This is a genomic window from Micromonospora echinaurantiaca (genome assembly GCF_900090235.1).
GTDB lineage: Bacteria > Actinomycetota > Actinomycetes > Mycobacteriales > Micromonosporaceae > Micromonospora > Micromonospora echinaurantiaca.
This window is the reverse complement of sequence record NZ_LT607750.1, coordinates 4,094,558-4,108,554: the sequence shown is the minus strand read 5'-3', so window position 1 is coordinate 4,108,554 and position 13,997 is coordinate 4,094,558. Positions and strand designations below refer to the sequence as shown.

12 protein-coding genes and 1 pseudogene are annotated in these 13,997 nt (G+C 75.1%); 7 read left to right on the top strand and 6 right to left on the bottom strand.

The features are described from left to right. Window positions 1–11: 11 nt before the first annotated feature. Both GA0070609_RS18495 and GA0070609_RS18490 read right to left on the bottom strand, forming a co-directional pair. On the bottom strand, window positions 12–428 hold the full coding sequence (locus GA0070609_RS18495; RefSeq protein ID WP_088994943.1) for a DUF2795 domain-containing protein: 417 nt from the start codon (window positions 426–428) through the stop codon (window positions 12–14). Between the two features lie 46 nt (window positions 429–474). Beyond that, window positions 475–1,455, bottom strand: a complete 981-nt coding sequence (locus GA0070609_RS18490) for a YihY/virulence factor BrkB family protein (RefSeq protein ID WP_088994942.1) — start codon at window positions 1,453–1,455, stop codon at window positions 475–477. Window positions 1,456–1,628: 173 nt separating this feature from the next. On the opposite strand from GA0070609_RS18490, the gene GA0070609_RS18485 reads away from it, so the two are divergent. After that, window positions 1,629–2,048 carry a ChaB family protein gene (locus GA0070609_RS18485; RefSeq protein WP_088994941.1) on the top strand — a complete coding sequence of 140 codons (420 nt, stop codon included), beginning with the start codon at window positions 1,629–1,631 and terminating at the stop codon, window positions 2,046–2,048. A 58-nt stretch (window positions 2,049–2,106) separates the two neighbouring features. On the opposite strand, the gene GA0070609_RS18480 is transcribed toward GA0070609_RS18485, so the two are convergent. Continuing rightward, window positions 2,107–3,540, bottom strand: coding sequence for an aldehyde dehydrogenase family protein (locus tag GA0070609_RS18480; protein WP_088994940.1), 1,434 nt, complete (start codon window positions 3,538–3,540; stop codon window positions 2,107–2,109). Between the two features lie 72 nt (window positions 3,541–3,612). Here GA0070609_RS18480 and GA0070609_RS18475 point away from each other — a divergent pair, with 72 nt between their 5' ends. After that, the gene (locus GA0070609_RS18475) at window positions 3,613–5,217 is read left to right on the top strand and encodes a phytoene desaturase family protein (RefSeq protein ID WP_088994939.1); all 1,605 of its coding nucleotides are present in this window, start codon (window positions 3,613–3,615) and stop codon (window positions 5,215–5,217) included. A 191-nt stretch (window positions 5,218–5,408) separates the two neighbouring features. On the opposite strand, the gene GA0070609_RS18470 is transcribed toward GA0070609_RS18475, so the two are convergent. The 3 genes from GA0070609_RS18470 to GA0070609_RS18460 all read right to left on the bottom strand — a co-directional run bounded on the left by GA0070609_RS18470 (window position 5,409) and on the right by GA0070609_RS18460 (window position 7,735). After that, the gene (locus GA0070609_RS18470) at window positions 5,409–6,176 is read right to left on the bottom strand and encodes a polyprenol monophosphomannose synthase (RefSeq protein ID WP_088994938.1); all 768 of its coding nucleotides are present in this window, start codon (window positions 6,174–6,176) and stop codon (window positions 5,409–5,411) included. A gap of 132 nt (window positions 6,177–6,308) precedes the next feature. Continuing rightward, the gene (locus GA0070609_RS18465; RefSeq protein WP_088994937.1) at window positions 6,309–7,310 is read right to left on the bottom strand and encodes an SDR family oxidoreductase; all 1,002 of its coding nucleotides are present in this window, start codon (window positions 7,308–7,310) and stop codon (window positions 6,309–6,311) included. Beyond that, window positions 7,307–7,735, bottom strand: coding sequence for an SRPBCC family protein (locus GA0070609_RS18460; protein ID WP_331716879.1), 429 nt, complete (start codon window positions 7,733–7,735; stop codon window positions 7,307–7,309). The genes GA0070609_RS18465 and GA0070609_RS18460 overlap by 4 nt, the downstream gene beginning before the upstream one ends. A gap of 153 nt (window positions 7,736–7,888) precedes the next feature. On the opposite strand from GA0070609_RS18460, the gene GA0070609_RS18455 reads away from it, so the two are divergent. The 5 genes and pseudogenes from GA0070609_RS18455 to GA0070609_RS18435 form a co-directional block, all read left to right on the top strand. Continuing rightward, complete coding sequence (locus GA0070609_RS18455; protein WP_088994935.1) at window positions 7,889–9,697, top strand: HAD-IIIA family hydrolase; 1,809 nt, start codon at window positions 7,889–7,891, stop codon at window positions 9,695–9,697. Beyond that, window positions 9,694–10,671, top strand: a complete 978-nt coding sequence (locus GA0070609_RS18450; protein ID WP_088994934.1) for a glycosyltransferase family protein — start codon at window positions 9,694–9,696, stop codon at window positions 10,669–10,671. Before GA0070609_RS18455 ends, GA0070609_RS18450 begins: the two co-directional genes overlap by 4 nt. Beyond that, window positions 10,656–11,873: a glycosyltransferase gene (locus tag GA0070609_RS18445; protein ID WP_088994933.1), complete on the top strand. Its 1,218-nt coding sequence runs from the start codon at window positions 10,656–10,658 to the stop codon at window positions 11,871–11,873. The genes GA0070609_RS18450 and GA0070609_RS18445 overlap by 16 nt, the downstream gene beginning before the upstream one ends. Beyond that, the gene (locus GA0070609_RS18440) at window positions 11,873–12,556 is read left to right on the top strand and encodes a D-sedoheptulose-7-phosphate isomerase (protein WP_088994932.1); all 684 of its coding nucleotides are present in this window, start codon (window positions 11,873–11,875) and stop codon (window positions 12,554–12,556) included. The genes GA0070609_RS18445 and GA0070609_RS18440 overlap by 1 nt, the downstream gene beginning before the upstream one ends. 11 nt (window positions 12,557–12,567) lie before the next feature. Continuing rightward, window positions 12,568–13,978 (top strand): annotated as a pseudogene (locus tag GA0070609_RS18435) (PfkB family carbohydrate kinase); the annotation flags it as partial. Window positions 13,979–13,997 lie beyond the last annotated feature (19 nt).

Sequence of the window (13,997 nt, the reverse complement as noted above, 5' to 3'; positions counted from 1 at the left end):
GGGCGATCCGGTCACCAGCGGGTCGTCTCGTTCTTGTTGCCGAGCGCCGCCCACACCTCCGAGACCGTCTCGTACCGGGTCCCGTCCGGCAGGCGCTCCAGCTCGGCGACGATGTCGTCCGGCGCGTCGTTGTCCCGCGCGTTGGCGATCAGCGCCGCGCGGTCACCGGGCAGGGCCGACATGGTGATGAACCGCCCGAGCCGGCTGCGCCGCTCGACGTCCTGCGAGCTCATCCCCTTCGGGGCGCCGCTGCGCAGCTCGCCCGCCGGAGCGGTGGTCGCCTCCGGTTGGTCCTCGCCGGCCGGTTCCGGCACCCGGGCCTCGTCGACCCGGGAACCACCGGTCCCCGGCCCCTGCACGAGGCCGCTGACCTCCTGGCTCAGCTGTTCGTCGAGCCTCGGTCCGTGCTTGCTGTTGCCACGCTCCATGCCTGTTGCGCTACCCGGGGGGACCGGCGATAAACCCGGCAAGCGGTCACGTACCGGCCGGCTGCTTCGGCGGCAGCACCGGCTCCGCCGGGTCCGGATCGCCGGCCTGCAGCGCCCGGCCACGCTGCAGCTCGGCGTTGATCTGCACGCCCAGCATCAGCGCCGAGTTGGACAGGTAGAGCCAGACCAGGAACGCGATCACCGCACCGAGGCTGCCGTAGGTGGCGTCGTACGAGCCGAAGTTGGCCACGTACAGGCCGAAGCCGAAGCTGGCCAGCGCCCAGGAGAGCAGCGCCACCGCGCCGCCCGGGGTGAGCCAGCGGAAGCGGGGCTGCCGCACGTTGGGGGCGATCCAGAAAAGCAGGGAGAGCAGCAGCATCATGATCGCGGCGAGCAGCGGCCACTTGCTGACGCTCCACACCGTCCGGGCCAGCCCGCCGGCGTTGACCAGGTCGCCCACCGCGTCGGTGACCGGGCCGCTGACGATCAGCCCGGTGGCCACCACGGCCAGCAGGACCAGCGACACCCCGGCCAGGCCGATCTGCAGCGGGCGCAGCTTCCACACCGGCCGCCCCTCGGTCACCCCGTAGATGGCGTTCGAGGCGCGGGTGAACGCCCCGATGAACCCGGAGGCCGACCAGAGGGCGCCGAGCAACCCGAAGCTCAGCAGCACCCCGGCCGAACTCTCCTTGTCGACCACGTCGCGGACCACGCCGACGAAGCTCTCGTTGGCCACCACCGACCCGGCGCCGATCTCGCGAGCCAGGTCGAGGACGGTGTCGACGGTCCGCTCGCCGTCGGAGACCAGCCCGACCAGGGAGACCACCACGATGGTGGACGGGAAGAGCGCCAGCACGCCGTAGTAGGTCAGCGCCGCGGCCCAGTCCGCGCAGTTGTCGGCGATGAAGTTGCGGGCGCTGCGTACCAGCACTCCGCGCCAGGTCCGCCAGCTCAGTTGGCGTACCCGGCGGGGCATCCGCAGGCCGCGCTGTGCGCCGAGTGCCGCGCCGGGCTCTGTCGTCGTCATGGCCCGCTCCCTGTGCCCCGGCCGCCGGATGACCGGTCCATCCGGCGTTGCCTGGCCCGCCGGTACCCAGGCCCGGAAGACCGCAAACGGCCGCCGCCGGGGCGCGGTTTGTGTCCTGGATGACCGGGAACTCATACAGGTCACACGGAACCGTCGAAACGGAGGAGGACGAGATGCCCGGGCGCGAGGTACTGCCCAGCACGCTGCGGCGCTCCCCGGCGAAGGCCCAGCGCACGTGGGAGAAGACGCACGACTCGGCGGTGGAGACCTACGGCGAGGGGGAGCGGGCGCACCGGACCGCCTTCGCCGCGGTGAAGCACGAGTTCGAGAAGGTGGGCGACCACTGGGAGTCCAAGGGCCGCAAGGGCCCGAGCGACCGGCAGGCGGCCGGCGGCGGCCCGGAGCGGCGGGCGCCCACCGCCGGTGGAGTGGACGCCAACGCCACCAAGGACCACCTCATGAAGGTCGCCCGCAAGCTCGACGTCCCCGGCCGGTCCAGCATGACCAAGCCGGAACTGGTCAAGGCGATCGAGAAGGCGAACAACCGGCAGACCGCCAAGGCCCGGGAGAGCGGCCGGTCGCGGAGCCGGTGACAGATTCCGGCGTACGACGAAAGGGGCGGCTATCCAATCCGGACAGCCGCCCCTGGTGTCACCAGTGGCCGCCGCCCGGTGCCTCGATGTGCACCGCCTTGGTCGCGGTGAACTCGTCCAGCAGTTCCGGGCCGTACCCGAAGCCGTGGCCGCTGCCGCGGCGCGGATGCGCGGCACCGCCCGGCGCCCCGCCGAAGACCGCGTTCACCTTCACGGTGCCCACCGGCAGCTCCCGCCAGGCCCGTTGGGCGTGGCTCATCGACCCGGTCAGCACCGTCGCGGCCAACCCGTACGGCGAGTCGGCGGCGCAGCGCAACGCCTCGCTGAACGAGTCGACCACCACCACCGGGACGACCGGGCCGAACGTCTCGTCGCGTACCACCGCCATGTCGTGCCGGCAGTCGGCCAGCACGGTCGCCGGGTAGAACGCGCCGGGCCCCTCCGGCAGGGTGCCGCCGGTGCGGATCCGGGCGCCCTCGGCCACCGCGGCGGTCACCTGGCCGTGCACGTGGTCGCGGTGCCGCCGGTCGACCAGTGGCCCGAGCTCGGTCGCCGGGTCGCGGCCCGGGCCGGTACGCAGCGCCCGGGCGCGGTCCACCAGCGCCTCGACGAAGTCCTCGGCCACGTCCCGGTGCACGTAGACCCGCTCCACCGCGACGCAGATCTGCCCGGCGTTGGCGAACGCCCCGGTCGCCGCCTGTCCGGCCGCCCAGACCGGGTCGACGTCGGCGTCGACGACCAGCGGGTCGCTGCCGCCGTTCTCCAGCAGCACCTTGGCACCGGTCCCGGCGGCGGCGGCCGCGATCGCCCGGCCGGTGGCGGTGGAGCCGACGTGGGCCACCACGTCGACCTCCTGGGCGGCCAGCGCCGCGCCGACCTCGGGGCCGCCGGTCAGCAGCGACAGCACCCCGGCGGGCAGCGCGCTGTCCAGCGCCTTCGCCAGCAGCCAGCCGGTGGCCGGGGTGCGCTCGCTCGGCTTGTAGAGCACCACGTTCCCGGTCACCAGAGCCGCGCCGAGCAGCCCGCAGGAGACCGCCACCGGGTCGTTCCACGGGGTGATCGCGGCGACCACGCCGCGTGGCTGCGGCACCATGAAGTCGAGCGCGTGGTGGCCGCCGTGCAGGGTGCGCCCGCCCCGCACCGGGGCGAGTTCCGCGTACTGTCGCAGCGTGCCGATTCCCGCCTCGACGCCGCCGCGGGCGTCCGCCAGCGGCTTGCCCATCTCGGCCGTGGTCGCCTCGGCCAGCTGGTCGGCGACCGCCGCCACCGCGTCCGCCGCCCGGTGCAGCGCCGCGGCCCGCTCGGCCGGGTCGCTCGTCGCCCACTCCGTCGCGACGCCGCGCGCCGCCTCCACCGCCTTGCCGACCTCGTCCGCCGTGGCCAACGGCACGGTGGTCACCGGGGTGCCGTCCGCCGGGTCGTGTACGACCAGCTCGCCCCCTTCGCCACCCGCGCCCCACACGCCACCTATCAGCTGCGCAACCGTGTACATGCGGCAGTGGATGCCCCAGCCCGGGCGAGGCAAACGCGTTTCGCCCGGTTCCGCGTCGGGTAGGCGGATCGGATGAGTTCCACCGGCGCGGGAAGCGCGGACGCCGTCGTCGTGGGGGCCGGCCACAACGGCCTGGTGGCCGCCAACATGCTGGCCGACGCGGGCTGGGACGTCCTGGTGCTGGAGGCCACCGCGGCGCCCGGCGGCGCGGTCCGCTCCGCCCAGGTGACCGCCCCCGGCTACCTGAGCGACCTCTACAGCTCGTTCTACCCGCTCGGCTACGCCTCGCCGGTGCTGCGCCGGCTGGACCTGCAGCGGTACGGCCTGAGCTGGCGGAACGCCCCGGACGTGCTGGCCCACCTGTTCCCCGACAACCGGGCGGCGGTGCTCAACCGGGACCCGGAGGTCACCGCGGCCTCACTGGAGGCGTTCGCGCCCGGCGACGGCAAGCGCTGGTTGAACGCGTACACCGACTGGCTCGAGGTCGCCGAGCCGATGCTGGACACCATCACCACGCCGTTCCCGCCGGTGCGCGGCGGCCTCACGCTGCTGCGCCGGCTGCGGGTCGCCGGCGCGCTCCGGCTGGCCCGGCGGCTGGTGGTGCCGGTGCGCAAGCTCGGCGACGAACTCTTCGACGGCGCCGGCGGTCCGGCGTTGCTGGCCGGCTGCGCCCTGCACACCGACCTGTCCCCCGAGGAGGCCGGCTCCGGGGTGTACGGCTGGCTGCTGGCGATGCTCGGCCAGCAGGTCGGCTGGCCGGTGCCGGCCGGTGGTGCGCAGCGGATCACCGACGCGCTGGTGGACCGGCTGACCGAGCGGGGTGGGCGGATCCTCTACGGCGCCCGGGTGGACCGGGTGCTGACCGCCCGCGGCCGGGCGATGGGGGTGCGCACGGTCGGCGGGTCGCTGTGGCGGGCCCGCCGTGCGGTGCTCGCCGACGTGCCGGCCCCGGCGCTCTACCTCGACCTGGTCGGCGCGGCGGCGCTGCCGCCCCGGCTGGTGGAGGACCTGGCGCACTTCCGCTGGGACGGCTCGACGCTGAAGGTGGACTGGGCGCTGTCGGCGCCGGTGCCGTGGAGCAACCCGGCGGTGGCCACCGCCGGCACCGTCCACCTCCGCACGGACCTGGACGGGCTGACCAGCTACGCCGCCGCGCTGGCCCGCTCCGAGCTGCCGCGCGACCCGTTCCTGCTGGTCGGGCAGATGTCGGTGGCCGAGCCGAGCCACTCGCCGCCGGGCACCGAGTCGCTCTGGTCGTACACCCACCTGCCGTTCCGCCGACACTGGCGGGCGGAGGAGATCGCCACGCAGGTGGAGCGGATGGAGGACGTGCTGGAGGCGGCCGCCCCCGGTTTTCGCAGCCTGATCGTCGGCCGGCACGTGGCCGGGCCGGCCGACCTGGAGGCGGGCGATCCGAGCCTGGTCGGCGGCGCGGTGGGCGGCGGCACCTCGGCCGCGTACCAGCAGCTGTTCCTGCGCCCGATCCCCGGCCTGGGTCGCGCGGACACGCCGGTGGACCGGTTGTTCCTGGCCAGCGCGTCGGCGCACCCCGGCGGCGGGGTGCACGGCGCGCCGGGCGCGAACGCCGCGCGGGCCGCGCTGGCCCGCGACCGGGCCGGCACCGGCCGGCTGTACGCGGCGGTCGTCGACGCCGCCCACCGTGCCGTCTACCACTGACCCACCCGACGGACCGGTCCACCGCCGGCCAGCCGGGCGACGTCGTGGCCCGGCTGAGCGGTGGCGCACGGCGGAGGCGGCGCGGCCGAACTCGGCAGGCCGTGGCGTCCGATGCCCGGCCGGACCCTGTGGAGCTGATGTCGAGGACGGATCAGCGGCGGCCGGTTGCCCGCGTCGACCCGGCCGCCGGGTCAGCGCTCGATGTGGCGGTGCTTGCTGCGCAGCTTGAACGGCATCAGCGCGCTTTCGATCTTGGTGGCGGTGGTCATCTTGGACGTGCCGTCGCGCCGCTCCTCGAAGCGGATCGGCACCTCCAGGATGGTGTGCCCCAGCTTGGTGGCGAGGTAGTGCATCTCCACCTGGAAGCTGTAGCCGTTGGACTGCACCCGCTCCAGCCCGATGTCCCGCAGCGCGTCCGCCCGCCAGATCTTGAAGCCGGCGGTGAGGTCGCGGATCCGCACCCGCAGCAGGGTGTGCACGTAGAGGTTCGCCCAGCCGCTGAGCGCCCGCCGGTACAGCGGCCAGTTCTCGTCCAGCTCGCCACCCGGCACGTACCGGGAGCCGATCACCACGCCGGCCTGGGTGGAGAGCAGCGCGCCGAGCATGCCGGGCAGCGCCTCCGGCGGGTGCGACAGGTCGGCGTCCATCTGCGCCACGTACTCGGCGCCGCCGTCGAGCGCCCGCCCGATGCCGTCCACGTACGCCCGGCCGAGGCCCTCCTTGCCGGCCCGGTGCACGACCTCGATCCGCTCCGGGTGCTCGATCGCCAGCTTGTCGGCCACCTCGCCGGTGCCGTCGGGCGAGTTGTCGTCCGCCACCAGGATCTTCAGACCCGGCAGCGGCAGGGCGATGAGCCGCTCGACCAGCGCCGGAAGGTTGCCCGCCTCGTTGTAGGTGGGGACCACGACGGTCAGGCGTGCGTCCCGCCAGGGCGAGGGCAACTGCACGGGTTCGATCATGTCGGACATCCTCGGTTTGCGGACAGGGCTCCCTGAGAGGGTAGCCACTTGCCACATCCGGGTGGAAAAGGCTCCCCCGTCCGGGCGGTCGGCGCCGGGCTGAACGTCGGCCGGCAGCGCGCCGGCTGTCGGTCAGTGACGGCGGCGAGCCAGCCCGGTGAGAGCGAGCCCGACAGCGGCGAGGACCAGGCCGGAGACGGCGGGCTTGTGCGTACCGACCCAGAGCGCGGCGGACCTGCCGCGGGCCCGGTCGGCGAAGACGCCGGCCGCGCCCCGGTCCCGCTCGTCGTCGCCGGGATGGTCGAGGTTGTCCCGCCAGGTGGCCGGGTCGACCGGGGTGCCGGTCTGCTGGCTGTCGTAGCCGTCGCGGGCCAGTTTGCGGTCGAGCAGGCCGGGCAGCAGGGCGTCCCCGAGGCGGGCCCGCCAGGTCGGCCCGCCCACGTTCAGCTCGCGCGGGTGGTGGTCGGCCGCCCACAGGATGGCGCGGGCGGCCACCTCCGGGGCGAAGATCGGCGGCACCGGCTGTGGGTGGCGGGGGAGGCGGGTGCGTACCCAGGAGAACTGCGGGGTGTTGATCGCCGGCAGCTGCACCATCGACAGCGTGACCCCCGGGCAGTCGTGCAGCAGCTCGGCCCGGAGCGAGTCGTTGAAGCCCTGCACGGCGTGCTTCGCCGCGCAGTACGCCGACTGCAGCGGGATCCCCCGGTAGGCGAGCGCGGAGCCGACCTGCACGATCGCGCCCCGGCCGTGCGCCCGCATGTGCCGCAGCGCGGCCAGCGTGCCGTGCACCGTGCCGAGGTAGTTCACCTCGGTGACCCGCCGGAACTCCGCGGCGGTGATCTCCCACGCCGGCGCGAAGACCGAGACCATCGCGTTGTTGACCCACACGTCGATGCCGCCGTGCCGGTGCACCACGTCGTCGGCGGCCCGCTGCACCGCGCCGGCGTCGGCCACGTCGACCCGGTGGGTGCGGACGTCGGCGGCGCCCAGGGCCCGGCAGTCCCGCTCCGCGGCGGCCAGTCCGGCCGCGCCCCGGGCCAGCAGCGCCAGCCGGGCGCCCCGCGCGGCGTACGCCCGGGCCACCGCCCGGCCCACGCCCGCGCTCGCCCCGGTCACCACCACGGTCTGCGTCATTCGTCCGCCTTCTGCCGGGTGGCGATGTCGGCCAGCCGGTTGAGCGTCTCCTTGTTGCGCTGGTGCAGCACCAGGTCGTTGAGCTTGTTGCGCACCCAGCGCAGCGGTCCGGCCGCGAAGTCCTCGCCGATGCGGACCCGGGTCGCACCGTCGCCGAGCGGCTCCAGGGTGAAGGCCACGATCGCCTCACCGGCGGGCCAGAGCCCCGCCCTGATGGTGAGCCGCTGCGGCGGTTCGCAGCCGAGCACCGTCGAGGAGTCCTCCAGCGAGAACGGCCACGGCCCGGCCCGGTGATGCAGTTCGCTGCCCACCCGCGGCCAGTCGTCGTCCACGTCGCGGACGTGTACCGTCCCGACCACCCAGTCGCTGTACGTCCAGCCGTCGGCCAGCACCGCCCACACCTGCTCCGGCGGTGCGTCGATCACTTTCTCCACAATCGCCACTGCGCCCCCATACCCGCGTCACCGGCTCCGCTAACGATCGTGTCGGGTTAGCTTCTCCGGGGCGACGGGTAAGGCCAGCGCGGGCGGATGTGCGGGCGCCCGGGGCGTACGCGGTGCGGCACCGCGTCGAAGATGATGTTTACTCCCCGGGGCGCAGGGAACCCGCCCGCCGTGCGACAGGACCAGGTGGAGCCGGATCAGCGCAGGTCAGCCGGGGTGAACGCCGGTGCTGACCGGTCCGGGCCCGTCCTGTTCGACGCGGTGTTGCTGGATCGGGACGGCACGTTGGTGGAGGACGTGCCGTTCAACGGTGATCCGGAGAAGGTGCGGCCGGTGCCGGGGGCGCGGGTGGCGTTGGATCGGTTGCGGGCGGCGGGTTTGCGGTTGGCGGTGGTGACGAACCAGTCGGGGTTGGCGCGGGGGTTCTTCACCGAGGCGCAGATGCGGGCGGTGCATGCGCGGGTCGAGGCGTTGGTGGGGTCGTTCGACGCGTGGTTGGTGTGTCCGCATGATGATGGTGACGGGTGTGGGTGTCGCAAGCCGTTGCCGGGGTTGGTGTGGGCGGCGGCGCGGGAGTTGGGGACGACGCCGGCGCGGTGTGTGGTGGTCGGGGACATCGGGCGGGACATCTCGGCGGCGTTGGCGGCGGGGGCGTCGGGCATTCTCGTGCCGACGCCGGTGACGCGGCCGGAGGAGGTGGCGGCGGCGCCGCAGGTGGCGGTGGATCTGCCGGCGGCGGTGGAGTTGATCCTGTCCCGGCAGGCCGCGGTCGACCCGGCCGGGTATCGGGAGTCGTCCTCCGTGGTGAGCGTGGGTGGGGCGGGTCGGTCGGGGCGTGGGCGGACGGTGCTGGTGGTGCGGTCGGATTCCGCTGGTGATGTGCTGGTCACCGGGCCGGGGATCCGGGCGGTCGCGGCCGGCGCGGACCGGGTGGTGCTGCTGTGCGGGCCCCGCGGACGCGCGGCGGCGCAGTTGCTGCCCGGGGTCGACGAGATCATCGAGCATCCGCTGCCCTGGATCGAGGCCACTCCCGACCCGGTCGACCCCACCGCCATGCGGGAGTTGGTCGGTCGGCTGGCGGCCGTCGGCGCGGACGAGGCGGTGATCTTCACCAGTTTCCATCAGTCCCCGCTGCCCCTGGCCCTGCTGCTACGCATGGCCGGCGTGCCACGGATCGCCGCGATCAGCGACGACTACCCCGGCAGCCTCCTCGACATCCGACACCGGGTCCCGGTCGGGATACCCGAACCGGAACGCGCGCTCTCCCTCGCCGCCGCCGCGGGTTACGCCCTCACCGACGACGAACCCACCCTCCGCCTCCGCCCGGACGCGCTGCCACCGCCCCCGGCGGGGCTCGGCGATCCGGGCTACGTGCTGCTGCACCCCGGCTCGGCCGCGCAGGCCCGGGGCTGCCCGCCGGAACTGGCCGAGCGGATCGCCTCGACGCTGGTCGCCGCCGGTCACCGGGTGGTGGTCACCGGCGGGCCGGACGAGACCGAGCTGACCGCCCGGGTCGCCGCCGCCGGGGCGGTCGACCTCGGCGGGCGGACCGAGCTGGCCGAACTCGCCACCGTGGTGGCCCGGGCCGGGGCCCTGGTGGTCGGGAACACCGGGCCGGCGCACCTGGCGGCCGCGTTCGGCACGCCGGTGGTGAGCCTCTTCGCACCGACCGTCCCGTTCGGACAGTGGGGCCCGTGGCGGGTGCCCACCGTCCGGCTCGGCGACGCCACCGCCGCCTGCCGGGACACCCGGGCCGCCCGCTGCCCGGTCCTCGGCCACCCCTGCCTCAGCGGGCTCCGGCCGGAGCAGGTCCTCGACGCGCTGCGGCTGCTCGGCGTACGCCCGGCGGGACGGCCGGACGCACGGACCGGAACGGACGGTCGGCCGCCACCCGCGCGGGCCGGCACGGCACCGGTCGGCGTCGCCGGCGGGAGCGGCCGATGAACGTCCTGCTGTGGCACGTGCACGGCTCCTGGACCACCTCCTTCGTGCACGGCAAGCACCACTACCTGATCCCGGTCACCCCCGACCGCGGCCCCTACGGCCTCGGCCGCGCCCGCACCTACCCCTGGCCCGACACCGCCGTCGAGGTCACCCCCGACCACCTCGCCACCACCGACGTCGACCTGGTCATCCTGCAACGCCCCGAGGAACTCGACCTCGCCACCCAATGGCTCGGCCGCCGACCCGGCCGCGACCTGCCCGCCATCTACGTCGAACACAACACCCCCAAGGACGGCCAGGTGCCCAACAGCCGGCACCCGATGGCCGACCGCGACGACCTGCTCATCGCCCACGTGACCGGGTTCAACGAGCTGTTCTGGGACACCGGCGCGACCCGGACCACCGTGGTGGACCACGGCATCGTGGCCCCGACGGTGGAGTACACCGGCGAGCTGGACCGGCTCGCCGTGGTGATCAACGAGCCGGTGCGCCGCTGGCGGGTCACCGGCACCGACCTGCTGCCCCGGTTCGCCGAGATCGCTCCGCTGGACGTCTTCGGCATGGGGGTGGCCGGGCTGCCCGACCGGCTGGGCCTGCCCGGCGACCGGGTCACCGTCCACGACGACGTGCCGCAGGCCCGGATGCACACCGAGCTGGCCCGGCGGCGCGCGTACCTGCACCTGTGCCGGTGGACCTCGCTCGGGCTGAGCCTGATCGAGGCGATGGCGATCGGCATGCCGGTCGTCGCGCTGGCCACCACCGAGGCGGTGATGGCGGTGCCACCGGGAGCCGGTGCGCTGTCCACCCGGGTCGACGTCCTGCTGGACGCCGCCCGCCGGTTCATGGCGGAGCCGGCGGAGGCGCGCCGGGCGGGCGCCGAGGCCCGGCTGGCCGCGCGGGACCGCTACGGCCTCGACCGTTTCCTCGCCGACTGGGACCGGCTGCTGGAGGAGGAAGTATGCGCATCGCGATGATCTCGGAGCACGCCAGCCCGCTCGCCATCCTCGGCGGCGAGGACGCCGGTGGCCAGAACACGCACGTCGCCGAACTCTCCGCGGCGCTCGCCGCCGCCGGGCACGACGTGCGGGTCTACACCCGCCGCGACGCGGTCGACCTGCCGGTGACGGTACGCAGCCCGGACGGCTACGACGTGGTGCACGTGCCGGCCGGGCCGGCCGAACCGGTGGCCAAGGACGCGCTGCTGCCGCACATGAAGGACTTCAGCCGCTGGCTGGTGCAGCGCTGGCGGGGGGACGACTGGGCGCCCGAGGTGATCCACGCGCACTTCTGGATGAGTGGCCTCGCCGCGCTGGCCGCCAGCCACCAGACCGGCGTGCCGGTGGTGCAGACCTACCACGCGCTCGGCACGGTGAAGCGGCGCTACCAGGGCGTGCAGGACACCAGCCCAGCCCGGCGGGTGGCGTACGAGCGGGAACTGGGCGGCTCCGTCGACCGGGTCATCGCGCAGTGCCAGGACGAGGTCGGCGAACTGGTCCGGATGGGGGTGCCCCGGTCCCGGATGACGGTCATCCCGTCCGGGGTCAACCTGGGCACCTTCGCCCCGCTCGGCCCGGTCGCCGACCGCGAGCCGGGCCGGCCGCGGATCCTCACCGTCGGCCGGCTGGTGGAGCGCAAGGGCTTCCAGACCGTGATCCGGGCGATGGCGCTGGTGCCGGACGCCGAGTGCGTGGTGGTGGGCGGCCCACCGGCCGGCCTGCTGGAGACCGACCCGTACGCCCGCCGGCTGCGGGCGCTCGCCGGCACCTGCGGGGTGGCCGACCGGGTCCGCCTGGTCGGCGCGGTGCCCCGGGAGGAGATGGGCCGCTGGTACCGGTCGGCCGACGTGCTGGTGGCCGCCCCCTGGTACGAGCCGTTCGGGCTCACCCCGCTGGAGGCGATGGCCTGCGGGGTGCCGGTGGTCGGCACCGCCGTGGGCGGCATCAAGGACACCGTGGTCGACGGGGTCACCGGGGACCTGGTGCCGGCCCGGGACCCGCGGGCGCTCGGCACCGCGCTGCAACGCCTGCTCGACGACCGGATCCGCCGGTTCGCGTACGCCACGGCGGCGCTCGAACGGGCCCGGCGGCGCTACTCCTGGGCGGCGACCGCGGAACGGCTCGCCGAGGTCTACGCCGAGGTGGCCGCGGTGCGCCGGCCCACCGGGGTGGTGGCCTGATGACGGCGGGCACCCTGCTCGACGCCCACCTGGCGAACCTGGCCGCGGCGCTGCTGCCGTACCGGGAGTGCGAACAGTTGCTGGCCCGGTGGGGTGAGACCCTGGCCCGCCGGCTGGTGGACGGCGGTCGGCTGCTGGTGGCCGGCAACGGCGGCAGCGCCGCCGAAGCCCAACACCTCACCGCCGAACTCGTCGGCAAACTCCACGACGACCGCCAACCCCTGTCCGCCATCGCCCTGCACGCCGAAACCAGCGCCCTCACCGCCATCGGCAACGACTACGGCTACGACGAAATCTTCGCCCGCCAAGTCCGCGCCCACGGCCGACCCGACGACATCCTCCTCCTGCTGACCACCAGCGGCACCAGCACCAACCTCCTCACCGCCGCCCACGCCGCCCACGACACCGGCCTACGCTGCTGGGCCTTCACCGGCCCCACCCCCAACCCCCTCGCCGACCTCTGCGACGACGTCCTCGCCGTCCCCTCACCCGACAGCCAGGTCGTCCAGGAACTCCACCTCGTCTCCACCCACCTGCTCTGCGAGTACGTCGAGCAGGCGCTGCCGGCCGTGCTCGCCGCGCCGGCGAACCGGCGCCGGGCGCCCACCGGGCACACCCGCTCCGGACGGCCGGTGCGGACCGGGGTCGAGGTGGTGCTCGACGGCGGACAGGTCGAGGCGTGAGGGGGGCAAGCGTGGCGGGACCCGTGGTGGTGGTCGGTGACACCCTGCTCGACCGGGACGTCGAGGGGGTGGTGAACCGGCTCTGTCCGGACTCTCCGGTGCCGGTGCTGGACGAGACCGGGTACGTCGACCGACCCGGCGGCGCCGGCCTGGCCGCGGTCTTCGCCGCCGCTCAGGGCGCGGAGGTGGTGCTGGTCACCGCGCTGGCCGACGACGCCGGGGGCGCCCGGCTGAGTTCGCTGCTCACCGCCGCCGGCGTGCAGGTGTACCCGCTGCGGCTGGCCGGCGCCACGCCCGAGAAGATCCGGCTGCGGGCCCGCGGTCGGGTGCTGCTGCGCCACGACCGGGGCGGTCGGCCCGGCGAGCCGGGCGAGCCGTCCGAGGAGGTGCTCCGGGTGCTCGCCACCGCCTCCGCCGTGCTGGTCAGCGACTACGGCCGGGGGGTGGCCCGGCAGCCGGCGCTGCGCGCGGCGCTGGCCGCCACCCGCGCGCCGGTGGTGTGGGACCCGCACCCGCGGGGCCCGGCCGCGGTGCCCGGAGTGCACCTGGCCACCCCGAACGAGGCGGAGGTGCGGGAACTGGTGCCGATCCCGCCGGGGGCGTCCCGGCTGGCCACCGCGTCCCGGGGCGCGCAGGGGCTGCGGCGGCGCTGGCGGGCCGGCGCGGTGGCGGTGACCCTGGGCGGGGACGGCGCGCTGCTCTGCCACGCCGGGTCGACGCCGTTGGTGGTGCCGTCGCCGGCCGCCGCCGAGGGGGACACCTGCGGGGCCGGGGACCGGTTCGCGGCCACCGCGAGCCTGGCGCTGGCCCGGGGCGCGCTGGTCTCCGAGGCGGTGCAGGAGGCGGTCGGCGAGGCGTCGGCGTACGTGGCGAACGGGGGAGTGGCGACCGCGCTGCCCCCGCCGGCCGGTCCGGCGCCGGTGTCGGTGATCAGCACGGGCGACGGGGTCGGGGTGACCTCGGCCGCCACCGTGGTCGCCCGGGTCCGCGCGGCGGGCGGCACCGTGGTGGCCACCGGCGGGTGCTTCGACCTGCTGCACGCCGGTCACGTGGCGACGTTGCAGGCCGCCCGCCAGCTCGGCGACTGCCTGGTGGTCTGCCTCAACTCCGACACCAGCGTGCGCGGCCTGAAGGGACCGGACCGGCCGGTCATCCCGCAGGGCGACCGAGCGCGGCTGCTGGCGGCGATGAGCTGCGTCGACGCGGTGATGATCTTCGACGAGGCGACCCCGCACGCGGCACTGTCCTGGCTGCGCCCGGACATCTGGGTCAAGGGCGGGGACTACGCCACCGGCGCCGGGGACACCTCCGCGCTGCCGGAGGCGGAGATCCTGCGTCGCTGGGGTGGGCACACCGTGGTGGTGCCCTACCTGGACGGCCGCTCCACCACCGCGATGATCGCCGCCGCCCGGTCCACCGGTGGCCGGTCCGGCGACGCCTG

What these genes read in the sequence shown, in the direction of transcription:
- GA0070609_RS18440 (WP_088994932.1), top strand. Translation starts at nt 11,873, where the DNA reads ATGACGGCGGGCACCCTGCTCGACGCCCACCTGGCGAACCTGGCCGCG.
- GA0070609_RS18445 (WP_088994933.1), top strand. Translation starts at nt 10,656, where the DNA reads ATGCGCATCGCGATGATCTCGGAGCACGCCAGCCCGCTCGCCATCCTC.
- GA0070609_RS18470 (WP_088994938.1), bottom strand. Translation starts at nt 6,176, where the DNA reads ATGATCGAACCCGTGCAGTTGCCCTCGCCCTGGCGGGACGCACGCCTG.
- GA0070609_RS18495 (WP_088994943.1), bottom strand. Translation starts at nt 428, where the DNA reads ATGGAGCGTGGCAACAGCAAGCACGGACCGAGGCTCGACGAACAGCTG.
- GA0070609_RS18450 (WP_088994934.1), top strand. Translation starts at nt 9,694, where the DNA reads ATGAACGTCCTGCTGTGGCACGTGCACGGCTCCTGGACCACCTCCTTC.
- GA0070609_RS18455 (WP_088994935.1), top strand. Translation starts at nt 7,889, where the DNA reads ATGTTTACTCCCCGGGGCGCAGGGAACCCGCCCGCCGTGCGACAGGAC.
- GA0070609_RS18485 (WP_088994941.1), top strand. Translation starts at nt 1,629, where the DNA reads ATGCCCGGGCGCGAGGTACTGCCCAGCACGCTGCGGCGCTCCCCGGCG.
- GA0070609_RS18465 (WP_088994937.1), bottom strand. Translation starts at nt 7,310, where the DNA reads ATGACGCAGACCGTGGTGGTGACCGGGGCGAGCGCGGGCGTGGGCCGG.
- GA0070609_RS18475 (WP_088994939.1), top strand. Translation starts at nt 3,613, where the DNA reads ATGAGTTCCACCGGCGCGGGAAGCGCGGACGCCGTCGTCGTGGGGGCC.
- GA0070609_RS18480 (WP_088994940.1), bottom strand. Translation starts at nt 3,540, where the DNA reads ATGTACACGGTTGCGCAGCTGATAGGTGGCGTGTGGGGCGCGGGTGGC.
- GA0070609_RS18490 (WP_088994942.1), bottom strand. Translation starts at nt 1,455, where the DNA reads ATGACGACGACAGAGCCCGGCGCGGCACTCGGCGCACAGCGCGGCCTG.